The sequence below is a fragment of the Chryseobacterium sp. 'Rf worker isolate 10' genome (genome assembly GCF_050753305.1).
Taxonomy (GTDB): Bacteria; Bacteroidota; Bacteroidia; order Flavobacteriales; family Weeksellaceae; genus Chryseobacterium.
This window is the reverse complement of record NZ_JBOZOF010000006.1, coordinates 93619-119472: the sequence shown is the minus strand read 5'-3', so window position 1 is coordinate 119472 and position 25854 is coordinate 93619. Positions and strand designations below refer to the sequence as shown.

Annotated in this window: 25 protein-coding genes; 11 read left to right on the top strand and 14 right to left on the bottom strand. The window is 36.9% G+C overall.

Going from position 1 to position 25854, the window contains the following annotated elements; all coding sequences use genetic code 11:
* The first annotated feature begins 14 nt into the window (after positions 1 to 14).
* Together LKL37_RS21565 and LKL37_RS21560 are read left to right on the top strand one after the other, a co-directional pair.
* Positions 15 to 1073, top strand: a complete 1059-nt coding sequence (locus tag LKL37_RS21565; protein ID WP_431612460.1) for a diphosphomevalonate/mevalonate 3,5-bisphosphate decarboxylase family protein — start codon at positions 15 to 17, stop codon at positions 1071 to 1073.
* 1 nt (position 1074) lies between these two features.
* Complete coding sequence (locus LKL37_RS21560; protein WP_431612459.1) at positions 1075 to 1218, top strand: hypothetical protein; 144 nt, start codon at positions 1075 to 1077, stop codon at positions 1216 to 1218.
* A gap of 42 nt (positions 1219 to 1260) precedes the next feature.
* Here the strand turns inward: LKL37_RS21560 and LKL37_RS21555 are convergent, their stop codons facing one another.
* On the bottom strand, positions 1261 to 2301 hold the full coding sequence (locus LKL37_RS21555; protein WP_431612458.1) for an endonuclease/exonuclease/phosphatase family protein: 1041 nt from the start codon (positions 2299 to 2301) through the stop codon (positions 1261 to 1263).
* A 148-nt stretch (positions 2302 to 2449) separates the two neighbouring features.
* On the opposite strand from LKL37_RS21555, the gene LKL37_RS21550 reads away from it, so the two are divergent.
* A complete protein-coding gene (locus LKL37_RS21550) occupies positions 2450 to 2890 on the top strand; it encodes a nuclear transport factor 2 family protein (RefSeq protein ID WP_431612457.1) in 441 nt (146 codons plus the stop codon).
* A 35-nt stretch (positions 2891 to 2925) separates the two neighbouring features.
* Positions 2926 to 3303, top strand: coding sequence for an SMU1112c/YaeR family gloxylase I-like metalloprotein (gene gloA2, locus LKL37_RS21545; RefSeq protein ID WP_431612456.1), 378 nt, complete (start codon positions 2926 to 2928; stop codon positions 3301 to 3303).
* Positions 3304 to 3309: 6 nt separating this feature from the next.
* On the opposite strand, the gene LKL37_RS21540 is transcribed toward gloA2, so the two are convergent.
* Positions 3310 to 3693 carry a DUF1634 domain-containing protein gene (locus LKL37_RS21540; RefSeq protein ID WP_034699869.1) on the bottom strand — a complete coding sequence of 128 codons (384 nt, stop codon included), beginning with the start codon at positions 3691 to 3693 and terminating at the stop codon, positions 3310 to 3312.
* Positions 3693 to 4523, bottom strand: coding sequence for a sulfite exporter TauE/SafE family protein (locus LKL37_RS21535; RefSeq protein WP_105703291.1), 831 nt, complete (start codon positions 4521 to 4523; stop codon positions 3693 to 3695). Before LKL37_RS21535 ends, LKL37_RS21540 begins: the two co-directional genes overlap by 1 nt.
* An 85-nt stretch (positions 4524 to 4608) precedes the next feature.
* On the opposite strand from LKL37_RS21535, the gene LKL37_RS21530 reads away from it, so the two are divergent.
* The gene (locus tag LKL37_RS21530) at positions 4609 to 5172 is read left to right on the top strand and encodes a DUF1543 domain-containing protein (RefSeq protein ID WP_431612455.1); all 564 of its coding nucleotides are present in this window, start codon (positions 4609 to 4611) and stop codon (positions 5170 to 5172) included.
* A 24-nt stretch (positions 5173 to 5196) separates the two neighbouring features.
* The gene (locus LKL37_RS21525; RefSeq protein ID WP_431612454.1) at positions 5197 to 6309 is read left to right on the top strand and encodes a 5-(carboxyamino)imidazole ribonucleotide synthase; all 1113 of its coding nucleotides are present in this window, start codon (positions 5197 to 5199) and stop codon (positions 6307 to 6309) included.
* Between the two features lie 304 nt (positions 6310 to 6613).
* On the opposite strand, the gene LKL37_RS21520 is transcribed toward LKL37_RS21525, so the two are convergent.
* Positions 6614 to 8737, bottom strand: coding sequence for a cation:proton antiporter (locus tag LKL37_RS21520; RefSeq protein WP_431612453.1), 2124 nt, complete (start codon positions 8735 to 8737; stop codon positions 6614 to 6616).
* A gap of 6 nt (positions 8738 to 8743) precedes the next feature.
* Positions 8744 to 9310, bottom strand: a complete 567-nt coding sequence (locus LKL37_RS21515; RefSeq protein ID WP_431612452.1) for a hypothetical protein — start codon at positions 9308 to 9310, stop codon at positions 8744 to 8746.
* A 155-nt stretch (positions 9311 to 9465) separates the two neighbouring features.
* Between LKL37_RS21515 and LKL37_RS21510 the strand changes: the two genes are divergently transcribed.
* Positions 9466 to 10395 (top strand): alpha/beta hydrolase, encoded by a 930-nt coding sequence (locus LKL37_RS21510; RefSeq protein ID WP_431612451.1) that lies wholly within the window; start codon positions 9466 to 9468, stop codon positions 10393 to 10395.
* Positions 10396 to 10562: 167 nt separating this feature from the next.
* Here LKL37_RS21510 and LKL37_RS21505 read toward each other — a convergent pair whose 3' ends face one another.
* A complete protein-coding gene (locus LKL37_RS21505) occupies positions 10563 to 11468 on the bottom strand; it encodes a DMT family transporter (protein WP_414845104.1) in 906 nt (301 codons plus the stop codon).
* A 232-nt stretch (positions 11469 to 11700) separates the two neighbouring features.
* On the opposite strand from LKL37_RS21505, the gene purE reads away from it, so the two are divergent.
* Positions 11701 to 12204: a 5-(carboxyamino)imidazole ribonucleotide mutase gene (purE, locus tag LKL37_RS21500; protein WP_431612450.1), complete on the top strand. Its 504-nt coding sequence runs from the start codon at positions 11701 to 11703 to the stop codon at positions 12202 to 12204.
* A 53-nt stretch (positions 12205 to 12257) separates the two neighbouring features.
* Here purE and LKL37_RS21495 read toward each other — a convergent pair whose 3' ends face one another.
* The 5 genes from LKL37_RS21495 to ahcY form a co-directional block, all read right to left on the bottom strand.
* Entirely contained in the window at positions 12258 to 13814 is a 1557-nt protein-coding gene (locus tag LKL37_RS21495) for a BspA family leucine-rich repeat surface protein (RefSeq protein ID WP_431612449.1), read from the bottom strand.
* Between the two features lie 25 nt (positions 13815 to 13839).
* Positions 13840 to 15162, bottom strand: a complete 1323-nt coding sequence (locus LKL37_RS21490) for a BspA family leucine-rich repeat surface protein (protein ID WP_431612448.1) — start codon at positions 15160 to 15162, stop codon at positions 13840 to 13842.
* A 183-nt stretch (positions 15163 to 15345) separates the two neighbouring features.
* Positions 15346 to 15738, bottom strand: coding sequence for an inner membrane protein YiaA (gene yiaA / locus LKL37_RS21485; protein WP_121488521.1), 393 nt, complete (start codon positions 15736 to 15738; stop codon positions 15346 to 15348).
* A gap of 370 nt (positions 15739 to 16108) precedes the next feature.
* Positions 16109 to 16906 (bottom strand): hypothetical protein, encoded by a 798-nt coding sequence (locus LKL37_RS21480; protein WP_431612447.1) that lies wholly within the window; start codon positions 16904 to 16906, stop codon positions 16109 to 16111.
* Between the two features lie 103 nt (positions 16907 to 17009).
* Positions 17010 to 18323 carry an adenosylhomocysteinase gene (gene ahcY, locus LKL37_RS21475; protein WP_047378461.1) on the bottom strand — a complete coding sequence of 438 codons (1314 nt, stop codon included), beginning with the start codon at positions 18321 to 18323 and terminating at the stop codon, positions 17010 to 17012.
* 167 nt (positions 18324 to 18490) lie between these two features.
* On the opposite strand from ahcY, the gene LKL37_RS21470 reads away from it, so the two are divergent.
* Entirely contained in the window at positions 18491 to 19009 is a 519-nt protein-coding gene (locus LKL37_RS21470; protein ID WP_431612446.1) for a pyridoxamine 5'-phosphate oxidase family protein, read from the top strand.
* 90 nt (positions 19010 to 19099) lie between these two features.
* Here LKL37_RS21470 and LKL37_RS21465 read toward each other — a convergent pair whose 3' ends face one another.
* Positions 19100 to 20518, bottom strand: coding sequence for an aspartate/glutamate racemase family protein (locus LKL37_RS21465; protein ID WP_431612445.1), 1419 nt, complete (start codon positions 20516 to 20518; stop codon positions 19100 to 19102).
* 183 nt (positions 20519 to 20701) lie between these two features.
* Here LKL37_RS21465 and LKL37_RS21460 point away from each other — a divergent pair, with 183 nt between their 5' ends.
* Complete coding sequence (locus tag LKL37_RS21460) at positions 20702 to 21316, top strand: 4'-phosphopantetheinyl transferase superfamily protein (protein WP_431612444.1); 615 nt, start codon at positions 20702 to 20704, stop codon at positions 21314 to 21316.
* Here the strand turns inward: LKL37_RS21460 and LKL37_RS21455 are convergent.
* Positions 21297 to 23561, bottom strand: a complete 2265-nt coding sequence (locus tag LKL37_RS21455) for an FUSC family membrane protein (protein ID WP_431612443.1) — start codon at positions 23559 to 23561, stop codon at positions 21297 to 21299. The two genes, LKL37_RS21460 and LKL37_RS21455, sit on opposite strands and share 20 nt — an antisense overlap.
* A gap of 219 nt (positions 23562 to 23780) precedes the next feature.
* On the opposite strand from LKL37_RS21455, the gene blaCHM reads away from it, so the two are divergent.
* A complete protein-coding gene (gene blaCHM, locus LKL37_RS21450) occupies positions 23781 to 24539 on the top strand; it encodes a CHM family subclass B1 metallo-beta-lactamase (protein WP_431612442.1) in 759 nt (252 codons plus the stop codon).
* Positions 24540 to 24671: 132 nt separating this feature from the next.
* Here the strand turns inward: blaCHM and porV are convergent, their stop codons facing one another.
* Positions 24672 to 25835: a type IX secretion system outer membrane channel protein PorV gene (gene porV, locus LKL37_RS21445; protein ID WP_431612441.1), complete on the bottom strand. Its 1164-nt coding sequence runs from the start codon at positions 25833 to 25835 to the stop codon at positions 24672 to 24674.
* Between the last annotated feature and the right edge of the window lie 19 nt (positions 25836 to 25854).

Below are 25854 nucleotides of genomic sequence, written 5' to 3'. Positions count from 1 at the left end.
ACTTAAATTAAACTATGACGACACAAGATTTTATAGGAAAAGAAAATTTCAATATTCATTCACAAACGGTTTCGGAAAGCTGTCCGTCTAATATTGCCCTGATTAAATATTGGGGGAAATATGACAATCAGATTCCTGCTAATCCTAGTATCAGTTATACTTTGAACCACTGTAAAACCAATACATCAATGGAGTTTACAGCGGGTGAAGCTTTTTCAGTACAAACTTTCCTGTCTGGAAATGAGGAAGTGAAATTTGCTGAGAAAATAGAGAAATATTTCAAAAATATAGAGCAGTACCTTCCATGGATTTTAAAAGGAAAATATATGATCAGAACAGAGAATACATTTCCACACAGTTCCGGGATCGCAAGTTCAGCTTCAGGATTTGGAGCCATTGCAAAATGCCTCATGGCATTGGATGCTTCATTTTCAGAAAAAACATCTGAAGAAGAATCTTTAAGAAAAGCTTCATTTTTAGCAAGATTAGGAAGTGGAAGTGCATGCCGAAGCTTATATAACGGGCTTGTTGTGTGGGGAGAAAGTGATGAGGTAGAAGGAAGTTCAGATCTATTCGGAGTACAGTATCCGGATAGTGAAGTTCATGAAGTGTTCAAAAATTTTAATGATTGGGTGCTGTTAATTCATGAAGGGCAAAAAAGTGTTTCTTCAACGGTAGGACATGGTTTGATGAATACCAATCCGTACGCTGAAAGAAGATTTCAGGAGGCAAGGGAAAATTTCGTTCCCATGAAAAACATACTGAAAAGCGGAGATATGGAACGTTTTATCAAGTTGGTAGAACATGAGGCACTTACATTGCATGCAATGATGATGATGAGTGATCCTGCTTTTATCCTGATGAAAACAGGAACATTGGAAGTCATCAATAAGATCTGGGATTTTAGAAGAGAAACCGGACATCCTTTATTCTTTACGCTGGATGCTGGAGCTAATGTTCATCTTCTGTTTCCAAGTAATGGTTCTGAAGAGCAGATTAAAGCCTTCATAGAAGCTGAATTACTACAGCATACCCAGAAAAATGGAGTAGTGAAGGATGTGATGAAATTCTAGGATGAAAAAGAAGAAGATTTATATTCTCATTGCCATTGTTATTGCTTTATTACTCATATTTTTTACCGAATATAAGGTAGGAACAGAAACAGGCAGCTGGGGTAGGAACAGAACCATTAATTGGGGATGGAACTTTGGATTCTGATAAAAAATAATATTCAATAGAAGTGGGCTTTGGCCCACTTTTTTAATCTTCATTAACAACAGTTTCCCTTTCGCCATTTTCTTTCTTTCCTTCTTCTATCATGATTTCGGCCTCTGCTTTCTCTTCAGAAGTCGCTGTTTCTATAAGCTCTTCCTGTTCATCATTGTGATGATCTATGAAAAACTCACAATATACCGGGAGGTGGTCTGAACCAAAATTTTCCAATGTCTTCAGCTGTTTAATAAAAATATCTTCACTGTGAAACATCAGATCGATAGGAAACCTTAAAAGACGGTATTTCGCATGAAAGGTGGAAACAAAAGAATGTCCGATTCTCGGATCTATCAGATGGCTTGTTTTTCTGAAAAGCACAGATGATCTTGACCATGCAACATTATTGAAATCTCCCACTACAATAACAGGTTTTTTGATGTCTTTTACACATTTGGCTGTGCTTAGAAGATCACCATCCCTTTCCTTTGATGTTTCTTCTTCTGTAGGACTTGGCGGCGGCGGGTGAACTCCAAAGAAAACAAAAGAAAAACCATCAGCTGTTTTCATATGTACCTCAATACTTGGAATATCATCAGCTACGAAATAATGAGTCTTTGCTTCTTTGATTTCAATTCTGGAATAGAAATGCATGCCATAGGTGTTTTCAAGGGTTACTTTATGCTGGTAACTATATTCTTTTTCTAAAGGCCTCATTGCTTTTTCCCAGTCACCATTACTTTCCATAGTCATGAAAAAATCAGGATTGTGCTTTTTAACAAACCTAATGAACTTCTCATACTCTTTATTTAACTGATAAACATTAGCTGAAATAAAATGTAGTTTATCAGAAGATTTGTAACGCTGTGTATGTTTCTTTACGGGGTAGAAACGGGTGTACTTGATAAGAGTATGGCTATGATGAACAAACAAGACCAGCAGAATACTCTGGTAATACCAAAAATATTCTTTAGAATCAGTAAAAAAACCTAGTAGAAAAGTGAAAAAGATAAGATAAGTAACCTGTATTTTAGCAAATTCCGGAACTCTGAATATCCAGTGAGAATGCTGAATTTTTGGCAGTATTGTCATGACCAGAAGAAGTATGGCCAAAATCAGATAAATAATCCACATATAAAAGCTATGAAATAATTTTGATCACAATTTAAGAATGATTTTTAAAATTTGTTAATCAATTTAAATTTTATTTTATCTATTTTTATTTATCTAAATCTATTCTATGAATAAAATTATGGCACTGTTTCTGCTGATCAGTATTTCAGCTTTCGGTCAGCAAAATAAAGATATTGAAAAACCTATCCGAAACCTATTCCTTGGCATGAAAAATGCAGACTCTGAGCTGGTAAAATCAGCTTTTGCGGAGAATGCGGTTCTTCAGACCATCACTAAAGACGGTACTGTAAAAAGTGATAACATACAGGAATTTGTAGCTTCGGTTTCAAAATTTACAAAAGGGGATTTGGATGAAAGGATTATAGTAGAAACCGTTCATACGGATGGAAATCTGGCCAGTGTATTTACGCCTTATTCTTTTTATTTAAAAGGGAAATTATCACATTGCGGAGCTAATAGTTTTCAGCTGGTAAAGCAGAATAACGAATGGAAAATCCAATATATTATTGACACGAGAAGAAAAGATAACTGTAAAGAGATACAATAACAAAGTTAAATTTAAAAGTAGTTTAAAATAAAAAAATGAAAATCCATCATATTGCAATCATCTGTTCAGATTATGCTGTTTCAAAGAAATTTTATACAGAAATTCTAGATCTAAATATCATTCGTGAAGTATACCGCGAAGAAAGACAATCTTACAAGCTTGATCTGGCAATCGGGGATCATTATGTAATAGAATTATTCTCTTTCCCAGATCCTCCACAACGTCCGTCACGCCCTGAAGCATGTGGTTTAAGGCATCTTGCTTTCTCTGTGGAAAATGTTACAGAAAAAAGGAATGAACTGATAGGAAAAGGGTTAAACTGTGAAGAAATCCGCATAGATGAATTCACCGGAAAAGAATTTTTCTTTACCCAGGATCCGGATCAGCTGCCGTTAGAGTTTTATGAAATGTAAAATAAATTAGTGGGCGTAGCCTGCAAAGAAACTCACTGCCATAATTGCTAAAACAATAGAAGAAATGACTACATAAACGTAGTCTTTTTCTTTTAAATAGCCTATTAAAGCAAAAACAATCCTCATCAGAGGCGTGAAGATCAATAAAAGAATTCCCAGCTGAATAATGGCTGTACCTTCTCCTTTGCACAGAGAATCCCAAAAATGTCCCCATACTTTTTCGGAAGAGGTTCCTACCACAAGACTGGTATATTTTTCGGGCATTTTAAAACCCTCAAAAAATAACTTGATAAAACCAATCAGAGAGGTTGCCACAGAAAGAATAACACCAAGTCTCAGAAGGTTTCCTACGGAGCGGTTCAGATCTACATCTGTAAAATTCTTTTTCATTATCTGAAGCTTTTGTTGATACCGTTATACATCATGTAAATAGAAAGAATGGTAATAACAATGGCAAAAAATACTTTTAATTTTTTGGTCTTTGATACCATCAGCGTTTTTGAACCAATAAAACTTCCGATTACAACTCCTATCAATACCGGAGCTACAATTACCGGAATAATTTCTCCTCTCTGGAAATAGATCAGTGCACTGGCTACTGCCGTTACTCCGATCATAAAATTACTGGTTGTTGTAGATACTTTGAAAGGCAGTTTCATCATATTGTCCATTGCCAATACCTTCAATGCTCCAGAACCAATCCCTAGAAGACCAGACATGGCGCCGGCAAACATCATCATCAAGAATCCGGGAACTGTATTTCTTGCAGAATAGCTTTTCAAAATCCCTTTATCCGGGAAAGTTCCGTATAATTTCAGCTTCTCTTCCAAACTTCCTTTTACCAAAGGTTCCTGGTGATCCGGTTTACCCTTAAGATTTAAAATAACCGTTAAAAGAAGGATACTTGCGAAAATAATTCCGATTGTATTCGGGTTAAGCATCCCTGAAACCAGAGCGCCCACAATAGCTCCTGCTGTGGTGGCTATTTCGAGAAACATCCCGATTCTCATATTCGTAAAGCCTTCTTTTACGAAAGCTACGGCTGCACCGGATGAGGTTCCGATCACAGAAATGAGCGAAGCACCGATAGCATAATGCATTGGAACGCCGAAACCCAGCGTTAATAAAGGAATGATAATAACTCCTCCTCCTAAACCCGTAAGTGAACCTAAAAGACCAGCGGAAATTGCTCCAAGGAAGAGTATGATGATTTCTGACATACTACAAATAATGTTACAAATATAAAATTATTGTAGTAGTCTGCCAAACATTTGAAAAATATAAATTTAACGTATTTTTGTATGCATGAAAAATGAATTGAAATTATTTTATGTCATCCTGGGGGCAACTCCCAAAGGAAGAAATATTGAGCAGCACGATGTTTTCTTTGGAATAGCAGAGAATCTTAAAGATCTGATCCCGGATATGAAAGAGTTTTGGAAGGAAGCAGAAGGGAAAATTCACCTGGATTGTCATCAGGAAGTAAAATTTGCTGATGGTTATGAAGTAGAGATTGTAGAAAAAGGAGAGAAGTCATCAGAAGATCAATTGTATTTTCTCAATTTAGGAGGGTATAAGCCTGGCTTTTTTGAAGAATTCCATGAGCAGCACTTAATGGTAGGGCAGTCTATGGGAGAAATTGTAAAAAGAGCAAAGGCTACCGAATTTTACCAGACGATGGGATTTGAAGGAGCTGTAAGCCATATTGACGATAAGCATGGAGTAGATATTGATGATATTTTCAATGTAAGTGATATTCTTCCTGCTTATATGAAAGAAAAATATTCTATCGTTCTTAAAAAATCTGATGCAGAAAATCAGAAGAACCCGATGGGACTTGGTTATTTAAAAATTGATAAAATTCAATAAGAATAAATCTAATAAAAATAAAAAATGAAAATAGGAATTCTGGGAGGCGGACAGCTGGGAAGAATGCTGATACAAAGTGCACTGAAGTATGATGATGAGTTTTATACTCTGGATCCTGCTTCCGATGCACCATGTCATAATATCTCGTATTTTACACAGGGAAATTTTAATGATTATGAAACAGTTTTGAACTTCGGAAAAGACAAAGATGTGGTGACCATTGAAATAGAACACGTAAATGCTGATGCATTGGCAGAACTTGAAAGACAGGGAATAAGAGTTGTTCCCAATGCAAGTATCATCAAAACGATCCAGCAAAAGATCCTTCAAAAAGAATTTTATAAAGCTCATGATATTCCAAGCCCGGAATTCCAGGTGGTATGGAACAGTGATGAGAAGATCATCATGCCATTGCCGTTTGTTCAGAAAATGAATACTGGTGGATATGACGGGAAGGGAGTACAGGTAATTAAAACGGAAGAAGACTATCAGCACTTATGGACAGAAGCATCTGTTATTGAAAGTATGGTAGATATTGAGAAAGAGCTTTCTGTAATTGTTGCAAGAAATGAAAAGGGAGAAACCAATATTTTCCCGGTAACGGAAATGGTTGCTGATCCAAAGCTAAACCTTTTAGACTTCAATGTATGTCCGGTGCTTCTCACAGAAGATGTACAGACCCAGATTGATTCTATCACAGAAAAATTCTTAAACGCTGTAAACTCTCCGGGATTATTCGCTATTGAATTGTTCCTTGATAAAGAAGGGAAAATATGGGTGAATGAAACAGCTCCAAGACTGCACAATTCAGGACATCAGAGCCAGGAAGGAAATACCAACTCACAGTTTGAGCAGATGTACCGTGTGGTTAAAAACTTACCTTTAGCAGATACCGATGCCATTACTTACAGTGGAATGCTGAATCTGGTAGGTGCAGAAGGATATGAAGGAAAAGTTGTATATGAAGGAATGGAAGACGTTTTGAAGCTTCCTGAAACCTACATTCACTTATACGGAAAAACAGAAACCAAACCGGGAAGAAAAATGGGACATATCAACGTTCTTGCTGATTCCAGAGAAGAACTGATGGAAAAGCTTGTACAAGTGAAAGGAATGGTAAGAGTAATTGCTGAGTAATATCAGTTTAATATAAATAAAAGGAGCTGTTTTAAAGATAAAAACAGCTCCTTTTTATGTTGTCCTAAAAACAATTCAATAGGAACGGGCTAATATACTGAGCATAGCCAAAGAGAGCCCGTTTACAAATGATTATTTTAGCCAAAATCTAAATTATGTTTCGGCTAAAGCCAAATGTATTCATGTAATTTATATCGGGCTAAAGCCCGATCCTATTGATGACTCAAATTGTTATGATTTAATAAAAAAATGATTATTCAGACATAGATAACCTCCAGCATTCCACTTCCAGCTTCCAGCAATTCTATTTAAAAATCTTCTGAATCACATTTCCAATTTCCACAAAATCCCCATGATTGCCTACAGAACGTATTTCCGGACTGTTTTTATCGTATTCTGAGAAAGGGAAAATCAGAAGATAATTGTTATCATTCAGATTCCTGTTCAGAAGTTCCGGAATCAGTCTCATTCTTGGAATATAAGATTTCATACCGCGTTTTGCCATCAAAATAATCAGGGCTTCATCATCTTTTAACTGAGCGGCAGTTCTCTCGCCATCCTGCCAGGTGTTCATAATGATGAATTCTGCTTCTATATTGGCTTTTTTAATGATTTTTTGTAAAATATCAAGGATGTTTTCCGGAGCATAGAAAACAACCGTAGCCCCGGAATTTCTGGCAATATTCCAGACTCTCAGCAATGCATGGAAGAATCCGGCTTCCTGGTGGGCATTTTCGGGAATCATCACTGCATATTTTTTAATCGTAGAAAGAGGTTGTGCTGCATGATAAACCAGTACATTCACATCATCATTCTGAAGATAACCGTTATAAAGATTATACACAAAAGAAGGGGAGAACCCTTTTTCATCTTCCAATCCTATGATGAGGTCTGTGATTTTCTGTTCTTTTATCACATTATTTACCCCGTTGATGACATCATTGTCATACCTTTTTAAGGACTGTAATTTAACATCTGCCGCCGCGGCTGCATCTGTTGCCTGATGAAGAAGTTTCTCAGCATTTTTTACCGAAGATTCATTTTTATCTTCATTGATGACATTCAGGGCGAAAAGATCTTCCGTATTGGAATGGGCTTTGATCAGAATTCCCAGATTGACCATTCTCTCCACAGTGGCCTCATGATTGATGGCCAATAGAATATTTTCTTCTTCATGAGTATTTCCGGAAACGGTATCCTCATTATCACTTTCAGCAATTTTCTGAGCACTTGCCATAGAAATGAAAGAAGAAATGGTACATGAAATCAGGATCAGTAAAATACTTCCGTTCAGAACGTGCTCATTCAATAATCTTACTGGTTCTCCGGTTTCAGTTTCAGAAAGGATGATGTTATATCCTACCATTACTGAAGCCAGTGTTGCCGCTGCTGAAGCAGAACTCAGTCCGAAAATCAGTTTTCCTTCTTCTTTGGTCAGCATGAATGTCTTTTGAGTGGCTACTGCAGAAAGATATTTTCCACCGATAGACGCTACCAGCATAATTCCGGCAACTTCCAAGGTTTCCCAGCTTTTGAAAAATACTTTAAAATCAATCAGCATTCCTACACTGATCAGGAAAAAGGGAATAAAGATGGCATTTCCCACAAATTCTACTCTGTTCATCAAAGAAGAAGTATGAGGTATAAGTCTGTTCAAAGCCAATCCGGCAAAGAATGCCCCGATAATTGCTTCTACACCTGCCAGTTCAGCAAGCATAGCAGCCAGATAAATCATAACCAGTACAAAAATATACTGTGATATTTTATCATCCACTCTTTTGAAAAACCAACGACCTATAATAGGAAATACAATGAGTACAATTAGAGCAAAAACTACAAAAGAGACCGATAATTTGACCCAAAACTCAGTTCCTACATCTCCTTGAGACATTCCCACAATCACGGCAAGTACCAATAAGGCAAGAATATCCGTGATCATAGTCCCTCCAACGGTGATATTAACAGCTTTGTTTTTTGCGATTCCCAACTTACTCACCAACGGATAGGCAATAAGGGTATGAGACGAAAAAAGACTGGCAAACAGGATGGAAGTCAGCATGGAAAAGTGTAAAAGATAATATCCTCCCAGATATCCCAGTACAAAAGGGACGGTAAAGGTATAAATACCAAAGGTGAGACTTTTCCATTTGTTCTTTTTAAAATCTCCCATATCAATCTCCAATCCGGCCAGAAACATGATGTAAAGTAGTCCGGTGGTTCCCGTCACAACAATACTGCTGTCTCTGGATAAAACATTGAATCCGTTCGGACCAATAATGGCTCCGGCGATGATAAGCCCTAAAAGGTGTGGGACTTTAATTTTATTAAGAAGCAATGGTGCTGCAAGGATGATGACCAGTACCAGCAGGAACTTCAGTACCGGATCTTCTATAGGAAGACTCAGGTTGTGTATACTCAGTAAAATCATAAGTGTTTATTTTGTGGAACGTACTAATTCAACAGAGAACTTGGCGGTACAGCCATCAGAAGTGATGGTTCTTGTTCCTTTGATCTTGTTGTCCGAAATATCATTAAGAAGGACGCTCATTTCTACATTCTTTTTAGCCGTAGAATCGGTTTTGAAAGAGAGTCTGATTTCATTATTTTCAAACTTGCCCGTATACAGCCTCACCAGATTATTGTTATTGATAATTTTGGTGATGGGCTGGGTAGAATCATTATCGAATTCCCAAAGGTCAGTACGTTGGTCACCTACCGCATATTCACTGCAGTTAGATTCTGTACAGATTACCTTTCCGTTCCATGGACCGGAGATTTCCGTAGGCCAGGCAGCGGCAATTACCACAGAATCTTTTTTGGCAAAAATACTGTCTCTCATTTTCAGAAGCGACTGATATTCGGACTCTTTCTTAGCGACTATCTTTTCTTTTTCTAATAATTGTTTTTCCCTGTCTGTCAGGCTCTTTTCTTTCTCTTTGTAATCACAGCTTACAAGTAGAAAAGAGACGGCGAGAAATAAAAAGAATGTGTTTTTCAGCATATTGTATGGGTTGGAGTATACAATATAAGGAAAATGGAGGAAATACAAAACCCAACTGGAGCATATCTGATTTTAATTATATTTAATAAGTTAAAAAACAGCCGGATAGATTAGGTAAGATTATTGATATTATTTTTATAGTAAAATTGAATAGAATGAAAACTATTTTTTTCTCTTTTTTGTTTTTCGGGAGCCTGTTTTCTGCTCAAAACGGATTTTCCAATCAGGATATATTACCTTCTATTAATCTGTGGGTGAAAATTCCGGATGGTCCCGGACCTGGTGGTGAAATGATCATTTCTCCCAAAGGTTCTCTTACGAATATCAGTACTCCGAAGCTTATCATTCACCAACCTGCAAATCCCAACGGAATTGCTGTTTTAGTCATTAGCGGTGGTGGGTATGCACACATTGAATCCGGATCAGAAGGATATCCTGCCAGCGAATGGCTGAAGTCTTTGGGAATTACAGCTTTTGAGCTTCAATACAGACTTCCGGAAGAAGGCTGGGCAACAAGATCAGTTCCTTTTCAGGATGCACAGCGCGCTTTACGGATTATCAGGAAGAATGCCGGAAAATATAAAATAGATCCTGATAAGATCGGAATACTCGGGTTTTCTGCAGGCGGACATCTTGCAGGATATATTTCATCTACATTTGATACAGCATATTATCCATCTCAGGATGATATTGATTTGATTTCTGCCAAACCCAATTTTACAGCAATGATCTATCCTGTAGTCTCTATGCTGCCACCCAATAATACTACCCATTCATTTAAATCTTTATTAGGAAAAAATTCTGATATAAAAGATCAGATCAGACTTTCTGTTGAAAAGCAGGTGAATGCTCAGACTCCCATCACTTTTCTGGCCCAGTCTGAAGATGATCCTATTTCTCCAGTAGAAAATAGTATTCTGATGTATCAGGCATTGAAAGACCATAAAGTTCCTGCTGAATTGCATTTATTTCAATCAGGCGGCCATGGCTGGGGAATGGGTAAAAAAGGAACTAATACCGGAGAATGGACGGATTTGTTCTTAAAATGGTTAAAAGTAAATGGCATTTATAATGGAAGTAAGTGATTTTATTGAAAGTCTTAATACGTTTTTTGCCCACGGATGACACAGGTGAGCACAGATTTTTTTTTAATCTTAAATAATTTTGTGAGCTTTTCAAAACTTTGTATAATCCCTTTAAAAGCACAAGGATTTACAAACTTTTGTGTCTTTTGTGGTTTGAAGTATATTTATCATTCAACCCTTTGTCTTTTGAACATCTCCGGTTTGTAATTGATAATAAAAACACCACAGATAATCATTACAGCAGCAAGGATGAATTTAGATGTCACTTTCTCATCCATAATCAGCCAGCCCAGAAATATGGCAATAATGGTATTGATGTAAGCAAGGATAGAAACCTGTACCGGAGAAATTTTCGTCAGTGCATAGTGAAAGGCAAAAAAAGCTGCTACAGAACCGAAAACAGCGAGATATATCATCGCTGAGATACTTTTAAGAGTCCAGTTTCCGAAGTTATAATTTTCGGAAAACAGAAAAGCAAAAATAACCTGAACCACTCCTGCAAACAGGAACTGATAGAACAGGTTCAATGTTATATTTCCGCTTTGAATATTCAATTTCTTGGTGAAAATAGTTCCGGAAGCCCAACCTGCAATGGCACAGAACAGGAAGATCATACCCATTCTGTAATCAGGATTGGCAAGATCTTTAAGCCCATCCCAGAAAATAAAAAGAATCCCGCCGAAGCAGAGCAGAACACCGCTAAGTGCCCGCAAACTAAATTTTTGCAGTCCTACAGCCACACTTCCCAGAAATACAAGGATAGGAGAGCAGGCGCTGATAAGTGAAGCCAGGCTGCTCGAAACAGTTTCTTCAGCCACAGTCGTCATACCATTAGCAACTACCAGCATCAGGGAAGCAAAAATAACCTGGTATCCTAAACTTTTCCAGCCAATCCACTTGAATTCCTTTCTCGAAAGAAGAACAACAAGCATAATCATAGAAGCCAGAAACTGTCGGATTCCGGCTACAAACCATGCAGGAATTGTTTCCACAGCGACACGAATCGCTAAAAAAGTCGTTCCCCAAACAATGGCAACGGTAAAAACAGCAAAAATGAGTTTATAATCTTTCAACGTCAATAAGTAGTGTAACAAGCAAATGTAGAAGTTTTAAAATAATTCTGATGGGTACAGTTGTTCCAATTTTTGATGATACAGATTGAGGGGAGAAGGGTTGCTAGTTGCTAATGGATGGTTGATTTAGTTTTAGATATTTGATGTATTTAAAAGAACCTCCAGCTTTCTTCCCCTAACTTCCAGCTTTAATTTTTAATTTTTTATCTTTGAACATCTAATAAAATTGAAGATGGTAGGAATTATTATGGGCAGTCAGAGTGATCTGCCGATCATGGAACAGGCTGCAAATTTTCTTAAAAGCCTTGATATCCCTTATGAACTAACTGTAGTTTCAGCGCACAGAACACCGGAAAGAATGTTCGATTATGCAAAAACTGCTCATGAAAGGGGGCTGAAGGTAATTGTAGCAGGAGCAGGAGGGGCAGCCCACCTTCCGGGAATGGTGGCAAGCTGTACTACACTTCCGGTAATAGGAGTTCCGATCTTGTCCAGCAATTCTATAGACGGGTGGGATTCTGTTTTGTCTATTCTTCAGATGCCCGGTGGAATTCCGGTAGCTACTGTAGCTTTGAACGGGGCTTTGAATGCAGGGATCTTAGCCGCAAAAATTTTAGGAAGCGGTAATGAAGAAGTAGCTGCAAAACTTCAGAAATATCAGGATTCTTTAAAAGATAAAGTACTGGGAACCGTAGATGATATTAAAGCTCAGCATCCTAATCACTTTGACAAATAGTTGATCATTAAACTCAAAATAAAAGCCTCACTTTTCAGCGAGGCTTCTTTGTTCTATTTCTTAATGAATTTTGAAGAGAGGGTAGTATCTTTCAGAATGAACTGCAAAATGTAATTTCCTTTTGGCAGAGAGCTTACATTGATCATATCTCTGTTAGGATTTCCTTCCTTTACCAGTCTTCCACTTGTATCATAAATTTTATAACTTTTAATATCCGATAATCCTTCAATGTGAATATCATCCACTGCAGGATTAGGATAAAGTGAAAGCTTTTTATTCAGTTTCAAATCTGATGAAGACAGTAAACAGTTTCCTACAGTATCACCTGTTAATGACCAACCTTTATTAATGAGAATATCTCTTTTGTCAGACACATTTGAAGCATATTTTAATCCTGTTAAAGAACCTAATGAAACATTGTTTGCCGTATTGGGATTGTCTGCCCATCCCATAAGTGTTTTGCTGTAATTTTCACAATTAATACCTGACATCGTAAAAGCACCGCCACCATCAATAACAGAAGCTAAATTCCAGTTTCCCAATGGCTGATTAAAACTTGAAGCAACATTAAGGATCTGATCTATTTTCGTTACTTTAGTCATATCCCAACTTTCCAACGGCTGATTAAAAGATGTACAGCCATGAAATACATGAGCCATATTCGTAACTTTAGAAGTGTTCCAGTTTAATGGTTGATTAAAAACTGGAATCATATGAAACATAAAATGCATGTCTTCAAGATTGGGTGTCTCCCAGTTGTCCAGACGCTGATTGAAGCTTAAACACTGGCCAAACATCCAGCTCATATCAGTCACATTGGAAACATCCCAGCTGTTGAGAGTCTGATTAAAATGGGTTCTATTTCCAAACATATAGCTGAGGTTTGTTGCGGAAGACATATTCCAGCTGTCAAGATAAGGAGAGTTGAACTGCTCTGTGAGTGCAGCCGGTGTAATATCAAACAAGAGCGAAAACATAAAACTGAAATTCTTGATTTTAGAAGTCTCCCAGTTTTGCATAGAGCTGGCACCTGTAAAGCTGGTTGTACCATAAAACATGAAAGACGCATCATCCACATTATTAAGTTTCGGAGTATCTGTTGCAGTAAGTACCATAAGCTTACATAGACTGAAGGCACTGTTCATGCTAGCCCATGAAATGTTTCCCCATTGTTCTATTTCTAATAATTTATCAGCACTTCCGTTCACCTGCCAGATAGGGATGAGTTGTTCAGGAGCAGCATATAGCTGAGCAGATCCGAATTTTATTTGACTGAAAGCTCCGCTGCCATTACTTACTTTTACTCTGTATTTAGCATCAGTTCCATCTGAGAGTGATGGGCCAAAATCAATAAGAACCTGCTTCGTAGAAGTGACGTTCATAAGGGAGCCATTATGCTGCGGATATCCTACTTCCTCCCAATAAATGTTATAATTATCACCAATTCCGGGAAACCATATTTGCTGAGGATTTGCCTGATAGGGTGCATCTACAGTTACTGTGGGTATTATCGTAGATGCAGGTTTCCAGATCGTAATAAACTCATCCTGAGCGCTCACAATAGTAACCAACAGAAGAAAAATAAGTGATTGTATCTTTTTTAAAATCATGATTATAATTTTATAGTTATTAGAGCTATTTTTTGATGAATGGCAATGAATGGATTTTATCCTTTGTCAAAATCTGCAGCATATAATTGCCGGGAGATAAAAGTCTGACATTAATTTTTTCATCTTCAAGGTTGTCTTTGACAGCAATTCTTCCGCTCATATCGGTTATGATATAACTTACAGCATTCGGAATGTTTTTAAGATAAATATGATCTGTTACCGGATTGGGATAAATGGTGGGTTTATTATTAATCTCCGTTTCAGAAGCTGAAAGGGTCTGGTTGCAGAGGCCATTGTAAACATCACCGGATATCGTCCAGCCTTTATTATTGATTAAATAATTTCTTGCGGCTACAGCATCAGAATGAGAGTAGATTAATGGGGAAGCATTTGATAAATCAATATTATTGGGTGTTGATGAATTCTGGCTCCATCCATAAAGTGTTTTATCATAATTCAGACAGCTCATAGCAGAATTGAGAAATAGATCGGTTGCTGTTGTTAATGAGCTTAAATTCCATCTTCCAAGATTCTGATTAAAAACAGTGCCATGGAACATTTCGTTCATATTGGTGACATTTCCTGTATTCCAGTTTTGCAGATCCTGGTTGAAATTTCCTGAATCATGAAACATGTGCTCCATGGTGGTCACCTTAGCGGTGTTCCATTTCCCCAAAGGTTGGTTGAATCCTGTATAGTCAAACATATAAGACATATCTGTAACATTCGAAGTATCCCAGCTTCCCAATGGCTGGTTGAAAAGAGTATCATCACCAAACATATAATGCATATCTGTAATGGTAGAGGTATTCCATGTATTGAAAGAGGGATTTCCGATTAGTGAAATGCATAAATAAAACATCTGACGCATGCTGGTAGCCATGCTGAGATCAGGTGCATCTGTGGCTGTCACATCCATATTATCACAGTATACAAAAGCATTGTCAAAGCTCTTCCATTTTATATTTCCCCATTGGGTAATCTGAGTGATTTTTGATCGGTCTGAAGCATTGTAAACCGGGATTGACGAGCCATTATAAAATCTGACCTGATCAAAACTTCCGTTTCCATCACTAATTTTAATCTTATAGCTGGCTTGGGCAGGGGATGGGTTTAGTGGAGTTCCCAAATTGATAATAAATTCCGTGGTTGAGGTTACATTATGCATTGTTCCGGTATGTTGAGGATATCCTATCTCTTCCCAGGATACCTGGAAGTTAGTTCCCCGGCCGGGAAATTTAATAAGTTGTGCATTCTGAGTTTTCCAAATGGTGATGAACTCATTTTGTGCTTTTGCTATGACTATCAGTAAAAGGAAAATGAGTACCGGGATTTTTTTTAAAATCATGTTTATGGTTTATGGTATTAGTTTTTAAGGTAAAAATAGAGATAAGTAAATATTTTTCATTATATTTCTATTTTATGATATAAATATAATGAAATTTTAAAATATTAATAATATTATTCGTTATTCTTTTAAGTGTTGTGTATTATGGTAAATAAAAAACTCTCCAAAATGGAGAGTTTTACTTTATTCCTGAATCATATTGTCCCGGGTATTTTTCTGGACTGCAATGGCTCCGAAGAGAGCGAGCAAAAATGCAAAGGCATAAAAACCTTTTTCACTTGGAAGGATGGTTGCGTTCCAAAGTCCGATAGCGAGTAGTACAATAGATGATAATGTAGCAAACCAGCAGATCCCATAATAAATATCCGTTACCTGAATGTTTTCTAATCTGTCTCTTACTGCTTTCTGTAGAGAAACAACGGCAAATAAGCCATAAAGAAGAATAGTGAAATAATATCCTTTTTCATTCAGCAGCATTTCGGCTCTTGCAAGGCCGACGATGAAACCGATCATTCCGGCTCCCAAAGCTACCCACGATGCAGCGATGAATGCATTTGATACCTTTTGTTTTTTCATAGATTAATGTTTTATTTAAGAGGGCTAAGATATTCATTTTTTGTAAACAGAGCCTCAGTATAGGGAAAATATGGGCAAAATACGGTGAAATACATATACTAATTTTTATGTTTTGGTTAAAGCCAATTGATTTTGCTTTATTGTAAAACGCACTCCCTTCGACTATGCTCAGGATAATAGTCCGTTCCTATTGAATATTTATAAATCTGTCCGTAATTCATAACTCATAATTTATAATTCATAATTTTCCCCCTAGCCCCGATAGCAGCGGTTACCCCGGAACATAGGTATGGGATAGCCTGGCGTGAGGAGTATGAGCGGATAGCGGGAACCAGCTCATAAAAAACTCTCCAAAATGGAGAGCTTTGTATTATTGAGTAATGTATTCGTAATTATACTGAGCGGAAAGGCTGCCATTGGCTTCTTTTGAAATCACCTGAGTAGGATAACCAGCGCTGTTGTATTGTATCGTGGAAGTTCTCGTTTGATTTTGTATCCAGACTCCATTACTTTTATAGCTGATCTTTTCGGTCAGATAATTGTTTTTGCTTACAACATAAGCTCCTCCCATCACAATTTTGAGATATTTGTTGGTGTTTGTGTAAGGATTCAGTTTGTCATCATAAGAGAAAACAATTTTAGAGTTAAAACTGGATCCTCCGCTCTCTGAAGTTTCTGATGAGATATTATTTCCATTATAAGTATAAGTGGTAACAATTGGATGGGAACAGTCTGGGGACTGGCAAAGCGTGGAAGAGATCACCTGTCCGTTGGTATTATAATTATACGTAATCGTTCTGTTGTAATCCGGGTTAGAGTAGATTGCTTTAACGTTTACGAGCTGATCTCCATTGTAATTAAAAACAGAATAATATTCCAGTTCCTGATTGTTATTGTAATAATTTATTTTTACATGCCTTCCGTTACTATATTCAAACGTTGAACTACTTGATGATGACAACGTTTTTATAAGTTCACCCTGGTTATTGTATTGTAGAGTTTCTATGCTTGTATCTGGCTGAGCCGGGTTGTCGTAGTAAACTGTAGTAATTTTACTTAATAAGGTCTTTGGTTCTGAAGGAGTATTAGTCCCATTATCATCATTACTGCTGCAGCTGTTAAAGAATACCACAGCGCTCATTAATCCCAGAAATAAGATTTTTTTCATGTTATTTTTTTAGTCGGCAAAAATACGGAATGTGCTATGCCTTTACATAAAAAAATCCCACTATCTTAGAAATAGTGGGATAATATCATATTTTATTTAACTCTTAGTATCTGTAGTATTCAGGCTTGAATGGGCCTTTTACGTCTACTCCGATGTACTCTGCCTGCTCAGGAGAAAGCGTTTCAAGCTCAACGCTTAATTTCTTAAGGTGTAAAGCCGCTACTTTCTCATCTAAGTGCTTAGGAAGCATGTATACTTCGTTTCCATAAGCAGCAGAATTGTTCCATAATTCGATCTGAGCCAAAGTCTGGTTAGAGAAAGAGTTAGACATTACGAAACTTGGGTGGCCTGTAGCACATCCTAGGTTTACCAATCTACCTTCTGCAAGGATGATTACTTCTTTTCCTTCGATGGTATAGATATCAACCTGAGGCTTCACTTCAGATTTCGTCTGACCGTAGTTCTTATTTAACCAAGCCATATCGATTTCATTATCGAAGTGACCGATGTTACAAACGATCGCTTTATCTTTCATTTTAAGGAAGTGCTCTCCTCTTACGATATTGAAGTTACCTGTTGTAGTGATGATGATATCAGCATTGTCTACCACAGTATCTAATCTTTTTACTTCATAACCGTCCATTGCAGCCTGAAGTGCACAGATTGGGTCAATTTCCGTAACAGTAACGATAGAACCAGCTCCTCTGAATGAAGCAGCAGTACCTTTACCTACGTCTCCGTATCCGCAAACTACCACTCTTTTTCCGGCTAACATTACGTCTGTAGCTCTTCTTACTGCATCTACAGCAGATTCTTTACATCCGTATTTGTTGTCGAATTTCGATTTAGTAACTGAATCATTTACGTTGATTGCAGGCATTACTAAAGTTCCATTCTTCATTCTTTCGTACAGTCTGTGTACCCCTGTAGTAGTTTCTTCAGAAAGACCTTTGATATCTTTTGTGAATTCAGGGTATTTGTCAAAAACCATGTTGGTCAAATCTCCACCATCATCCAAAATCATGTTTAATGGCTTTCTGTCTTCACCAAAGAATAAAGTCTGCTCAATACACCAGTCAAATTCTTCTTCATTTAAACCTTTCCAAGCATAAACCGGAATTCCCGCAGCAGCAATAGCAGCAGCAGCGTGGTCTTGTGTAGAGAAAATATTACAAGATGACCAGGTAACTTCAGCTCCTAAAGCTACCAATGTCTCGATAAGCACAGCCGTTTGGATGGTCATGTGAAGACATCCAGCGATTCTTGCTCCTTTCAGTGGCTGAGACGGTCCGTACTCTTCACGGATAGACATCAAACCAGGCATTTCTGCTTCTGCAAGAGTAATTTCTTTTCTACCCCATTCTGCAAGGGAGATATCCTTAACTTTATAAGGAACGTATTGTGTTGTAGTACTCATATGTAATGAATAGTTTTTAAATTCAATTGATAACGAAAGGCAAAATTACGATTAATAATTAAGATATAAAAACGGCAGATCAAGTTCAGTTTTATGAGATTAAACATGATTTAATATTATTTAGTCTTAATATAAATAATTAATTTTAACTCGTAAAAAAATATATTATGAATCATTCTCATACAGAAAAGAAAATCAAACCAGTTGCTCCAAAAGTACAGGAGCTCATCAATGCTTCAAAAAGTATGATTCTGGCTACTGTAGACGCTGAGGGAAATCCAAATTCCAGCTATGCACCTTTTGTACAGATAGATCAGACCTTTTATATTCTGGTATCTTTCATGGCAAAACATACTAAAAATCTTGCTGACGGAAGAAAAACATCAATCATGTTTATAGAAGATGAATCAGCTACCAAACAGATCTATGCCCGCGAACGTCTTACTATTGAAGCTGCAGCTTCACAGATTGAAAGAGACTCCGAAGTGTGGAATACTGTAGTGACTCAACTTAAAGAAGCTCACGGTAAAGTAGTGGATGTAATTTCTGAAATGGGTGATTTTATTTTAATTGCATTACAGCCTGTAAAAGGATCTTATGTAAACGGATTCGGAAGTGCTTATTTTGTAGATGCCAATCTGGAAATTGTAGAACACAGAAATGATGCGAATCATCAGTCTAAATAAAGAAATATTGAGTGTTTTATAAGCTGCTCAAATCTATAAAGAACAGTTGCAGCTACAATTACAGCTGTTCTTTATAACTTCGTAAGAATTCTATGCTTTTGCAATTGTGACGATTTTCTTAGCAAGAATTAAAGTGGGATCAATCAAAGGAATATTTTTTTTATTTTTAATTATTTCTGTCTCTGTAGGAAAAATGAGAGGCAGCTCCGTACAACCTAATATGATTACATCAGCTCCATTGCTGATCATGTATTCAGCTGCATTCATAAGATATTCTCTACAAACACCATCAATAAATCCTGCTTTTACTCCATATTTACCATAAATGGTTTCCATGACGTAGGCTTGATGTTCTTTATCGGGAATGATCAATTCAAAACCGGATTTTTCGAGGATGTCATGATATACTTTACTTTCGATGGTTCCACTGGTTGCTAATAACCCTACCTTTACAGATTGCCCAAAATTTACACCGATATATTCAGCAGTTGTCGTCAGCATGTTGATCACTGGAATATTTAAATATTTCTGAATCTCTTCTACAAATGCGTGGGCTGTATTGCAGGGGATAGCTATAGCATCTGCCCCTTCAGCTTCCAGACGTTTGCAGGTAGAAAACATGGCTATACTGGGATCCTTTTCGTGATGAATCAGGTGAGCTGTTCTATCCGGAATCTGAGGATTTTGTTCAACTACCATTTTAATATGATCCTGATCTTTTTTTGCAGGTGTATTTCTTATAATCTTGTTCATGAAGTCTACCGTAGCTGAAGGACTTACACCACCCAATATTCCAAGTTTGAATTGTTTAGCTGTAATATCGCTATCATATTCCAATGCATAATCAGCATAGATTTGGTTTACATCAAGAATAAGTATCCCTCGTTTCCATAACTGTTCCACAACCAGGGAAAGTTCTGTGATTCCTGGCAGAATAATGTTGCAGCCTTTATCATAGAGTTCTGTACAGGCTTTATAGATGTACTCTAAAGAAAGCCCGTCAAAATGTCCGTTTTTAATTCCTTGATCTCCATAAATAGCTTCCATCAGTTTTTGTTGATCTGACGGAAATACCAGTTCGTAATCGGGGAGATATTTATTGAGTATTTTGTTTTCTTTCACAAAATCAGAAGTTAATACTCCAATTTTTATTCCTGTTTTAAAGTGTAGATTAACATAGTTTTTCAGTGCCTCAAAAATATTAACGATAGGGATAGAAACTTCTTTCTGCAACTCTTCTAAAAATGAGTGACTGGAAAAGCACGGGAGTAGAACTTTTGTCACAGACTGAGTTTCAAAGTTCTGACATAGATTATAGGTGTAAAATTTCCTGGACTTAATATCTTCCTCATGGTATAAAGGCAGGTTAATCTGGCTGTAAGGTTGCTGCTCAAAAACAAAATGATAATGTAATTGGTTCTTTAGCACCTTTTGATGCTTTAATAACTTAAAAAACAAGTCACCTCCCGCCAATGTACCAAGTCCTCCAATAACTGCAATTTTTTCCAATGTTATACTTTTATGATCGTAACAAATTTACCACTTTTAATCGTGGAGAGATCTTTTTTATTTAAGCTATTTGCTGTTTTCCCAGATACTTATAATATCCGTGTACTCCGATGCTGACCCCCTCGATTCTCAATGATTTTCTTCTCTCACTTCTTTTCACTAATTTTATCGAATAAAAAAAGAATGCCCCTTTACAGAGATTTTTCAGATGATAATGCCACGATCCTAGTGTGGAAATACGATGAAAGTGAAGAACTTGATATCAACCAACTTCTGGAACAGGAAAATGCTGAGAAGGTGAAAGATTATCATCCTAAAAAACTATTGGAAGTCCTTATGGTTCGCAAGCTCCTGAAAGGATTAAAGCCGGATTCTAAAATTTTATATAAAGAAAGAGAACCTTTTCTTTCACCCAACGATGCGGAAATCTCTATTACACATTCTTTTCCTTTTGCTGCCATTGCTATTTCTAAAAATAAAATAGGAATAGACGTAGAAAAGTTCAACCCTAAAATCTTAAGGGTAATTGATAAATTCACTTATGAAAACGAGCGTGGATTCATTCCTGAAGACAAAGCAGACACTTTTTATACTATTATATGGAGTGTAAAAGAAAGCATGTACAAAATTCATCACTCCAAATACTGGTCTTTAAAGAAAAATTATGAAGTGAAGCCTTTTGAGCTGAAGCACCTTCATAAGATAAGCTGCCGCGTATACGATGAACAATTCTCTGATGAATTCAAAGCCAGAGTAGAATTTTTCGACGATTACTGCTTTACGATTGTGGAGGAGTAGGCTCTGTTTCGTTTTTGTATTTTTCGATCACTTTTCTCTGTTCTTTGGCTACATCATAGATCAGTTCCAGGATATCGTGGATGTTTTTAAGTTCCGTTAAGTGGGATACTTTATCAGGGTCTCTTCGGTCAACAATGTCATTTTCCTCAATCTCGGTTTTTCTTTTTAAAAGCATATCTTCAATAGAAGAATCTTCTGGTTCAAGACGGCTTTCCATTTTCAATGTTTCGTTGATGTCATTTCCGTTGAGAAGCGCAGAAGTTTGCTGCATTTCTGCTTCAATTTTTCTGCTCCAGCTTTCAGCATCTATCTCAGGATATTGCTCATTACTTTTTGAGTATTGAGATAAGGAAGCAGTATAAGCAGTAATCAAATGGGATGTTGCTACAAACTGATGAACAACTTCCAGTTTTTTCTGCTGGTTTTTAGGATCGGAAATCATTCTCTGGAAATTATCGGAAAGATTAGCCAACGAAATAATAGCATTTTTTCGTTTTACCTTATAATCTTCAAGATCGAAATTTCCCTGTAAGAATTTAGAAATTACACTTTGAAAATAGATGAGGTTGTCTGCAGCAGATTTCTTCATCAGATCCAGATTTTGGGTATGTTCCCAAACCGGCAGTACAATATAAGAAACTGCAAAAGCAATGATTCCGGCAATAGCGGTATCAAAGATTCTGTCTTTAAAAATGATATTGACTTTCCCCGGATTTAAAAAATTAAAACTGAGGAAAACATAGATCGTCATGAACAATACCGCCCAAAAATACCGTCCTTTCAAAAAGCTGAAACACATAATCATACTGATCAGCAGGATTGCAAATAAAACTCCGTTAATGTGTACAAAATGCAGAATGCCATAAGCAATACTTGCTCCTGCAATGGTTCCATAGAGCCGGAGAAGGTTTCTCTGTTTTGTGATAGAGTAGGCCGGTTTTAAGATGGCTGTAATGGTAATTAATATCCAATATGTATGTCCCAATCCCAGAAAATCAAACATCGAGAAAACATACCCCAAGAGCAAAGCTGTTGTAATTCTTATCGCATGGCGGAAATGGGAAGAGGATAATGAAATATTATTTCTTAAAACCTTTGCATTAAGTTTAGGCTCATTAGGCATAAATTTTTTCAAATCTAATCCCGTAGATAAACTCTTTGCCAGTTTGATGTTTTGTGAAAATACTTTATAGATCTCATTGATTTCTTTGGTAATCTCATAGATACGCATCAGGATCTGACGCAGGATCATGAAGTTTTCCAGATTGTCTGAAGAAAGCTGCTTGTTTCTGAGTTCGAAATAATTGTAATTAAGATTCTTTAATTCCACATCCAGATTGGCCATAGGCTTTGCCCGGGTACCGCTTTGAAGGGCAATCCCTATATTGGTGATCTCTTCTGCCAAAAGATTGAGATAATCATGAATGTTGACCAGAATCATGCTGTCCTCAAAGCTTTGCTGCAATTTTTGATAATCGCTTTCAGAGGTCATTAACTTTTCATGAAGATCCATGGAATTCAGGAACATCAACATTAGTAAACGACTGGTTGTGGTAGATTCGTTTACGATGGTTCTCGTTTTAAAAACCGTTTCTCTGGTGTCTTCCTGCAGGTTTTTTATTCCAATCTGCTTTGCAATAACCTGAGTGGTCAGTTTGTTAAAATCCGGATTCTTCTGATAATAATTGGCTTTAATCTTTAAAAATTCAGCGAGCTGAAGGTAATTTTCCCCAATCATCTGGCTTGCCAGTTTATAAGGACGAATAGTCGTCACAATAAGGAAGATGAGAAGGAACCATATGCATCCACAGGCAAAAATCAGTAAACTTTTAAATATATTACTTCCTGTAAGGTGACCGTCAATAAAGATGGCGAGTACAACAAGTGATAGCGAACCTACAGCTGCTAATCTCTGACCGTAAACCCCAATCAGGGAGAAGAACATCCCGAAGACAATAATCTCCGCGAGAACCAATACTTTAAAATTCATGACAAGGCTTGCAATGAGCGCTACAAATACAAAACAGCAGATGGCAAAAGTAAGGGCATTTCTTCTTCTGATAAAAGGGCCGGGTTGATCTGTAAGTGCTACAAAGCTGGTTCCCAATGGAAAAAGGAAATATTCCTTCAAAATTCCAAAGTGGGCAAGGACTAAACAAGGCAGAACAGTAGCTAATGTAATTCTGATGGCAGAATATACATACTGACTGGTTACAAATTTTTTTAGCTCCGCCGAATAGTTCATATTACAAAAATAGCTATTGAATTTAAGAAAATCGCCATAAAAAAGAGACTTTTATAAACTTAATATTATATTTCCTGTAAAGTGAGCTGCTGTCCTGTTTAAAATAAATTTACAGATAAAGCGGATTAACGGCAGGTTATTCTTTTTAAATATTTTCGCGGGTAAATATGTTCTACAAATTCTTACTTTAGCTTATCCTAATTCTTAAACTATAGGCTCATGAAAATCATAATTAAAAATATTTTCGTCATTTTATTTTCTTTTATGATGCTGAGCTGCAGCTCGCGGAATAAAGATCATTTTAAAGCAAAGGAAATTTATAAATCAAAAGACCTGATTATTACCCAGATTTCGGAGAATTCTTTTATTCATACTTCGTTTAAGCAGACAGATGGCTTCGGAAATGTACCCTGCAACGGATTGATCGTAAAAGACAATAATGAAGCGATTGTTTTTGATACCCCTACGAATGATAAAAGTTCGGAAGAGTTGATAGAATGGATCAATAAAAAACTTCATGCAAAAATCAATGCAGTTATTCCGACACATTTTCATGATGATAGTTTGGGCGGATTGATGGCTTTTCATCAACATAATATTCCGTCCTATTCATATGTGAAAACAATAGAACTGGCCAAAGAAAATAATTTCGTTGTACCTGAAAACAGTTTTAATGATTTTGTTGTTTTAAAAGTAGGGGATAAAGATGTCATTGCAAAATTTTTCGGGGAAGGACATACTAAAGATAATACTGTGGGGTATTTTCCAAGCGAAAATATCCTGTTTGGAGGCTGTTTATTGAAAGAACTTGATGCAGGTAAGGGTTATTTGGGAGATGCAAATGTTTCTGCCTGGTCAAATACTGCTGAGAAAGTTAAAAAAGAATATCCTAACATAAAAATTGTAGTTCCCGGACATGGGGAATATGGCAATGGAAAACTCCTTGATTATACCATTGCACTATTTAAAGGTCAATAGTGAATTTTTGCTTCGCAAAGTGAATGGTGAATTTTTGTGATTTTCAAAAATTGACAAGCGCAGCGAATTGACCATTCAATACAAAAAAGCCTCATACAGTGATGAGGCTTTTTTATATAGTTGTTGCTTTTTTTAACGATCGTTATTAGATGTTTCTTCTCCGATGTTCCAGGTAAGACCGAAACGAAGTGTGTTATCCAATGCACTGTTGATTTTAGACATATTGATCAGGTAAGAAAGATCCAGTCCGAAAGAACGGTATTTTAAACCAATACCGGCTGTTGCAAACTGTCTTGCTCCCTGCTCTTCACTTTCATGGAAGTAACCTCCTCTTACAGAAAAAGCATTGTCATATGAATATTCCAGAGCACCACTATACATGATACTGTTTTTATTTTTGAAAGATTTTCCGATACCAGCCATTGGCCCTACGTTCGGAATCTGATAAATAGGCTGTCTTGTATTAGGGTCTATTCCTGCATATTCAGATCCTGGAACCAAAAGTTTTGAACCTTCTACAGAAATTCCAACTCTGTTCATATCATCCAGGTACATGTCATATCCAACCCCTAATCTTGCCATAGTAGGAAGATAAGATCTTGATTCTTCATTTCCTGTATAATCCAGTTTCGGACCTAAGTTCTGAATAGCCAAACCAGCATTAATCTTACCATCATATCCACCAATACTGGAGAATCTTGGAGAGGTATAGTATCCTGAAACGTCTACAGCGAAACTGTTAGCAGCTTTAAGAGTCGTATCTGTGTTGAATCCTCCGGCTAAATCTGAACGGATGAATCTACCGGTAACAGCACCAGAGAATGAATCAGAAAGCTTCAAAGCATAGGCAACGTCAATAGAGAATTCGTTTGGTTTTGATGTACCCATTGATGCAATTTCTGTACCTACCAGCTGAGTCAGATCCACCTGTCCCATGTTGAAATAATAGATACTTGCAGAGATTGTAGATCTTTCTTCCTGCCCCAGGAACTTATGGAACGAAGCATATAATAAGAATACATCATTGGTAAGTTTTCCCATGTACGGCGTATAGTTAAGACCTACGGAAGAACTTGTCCTGCTGAAAGGATATTTAGCCGCATTCCAGAATTGTGAAAATGCATCCGGAGAGGTTACCACCCCTTGGTCTCCCATACCTCCCGATCTTGCGTCAGGTGCAATTCTTAGGAAAGGAGCTCCGGTAAGAACTGGGTTTACTTTACCTAAATCTTGCGAATAGCCTAAAAAACCAGCACTCAAACCAAATCCTAAAAGCAGTTTAGTAGTTAAATTCATATGTTGTCTTTTATATATT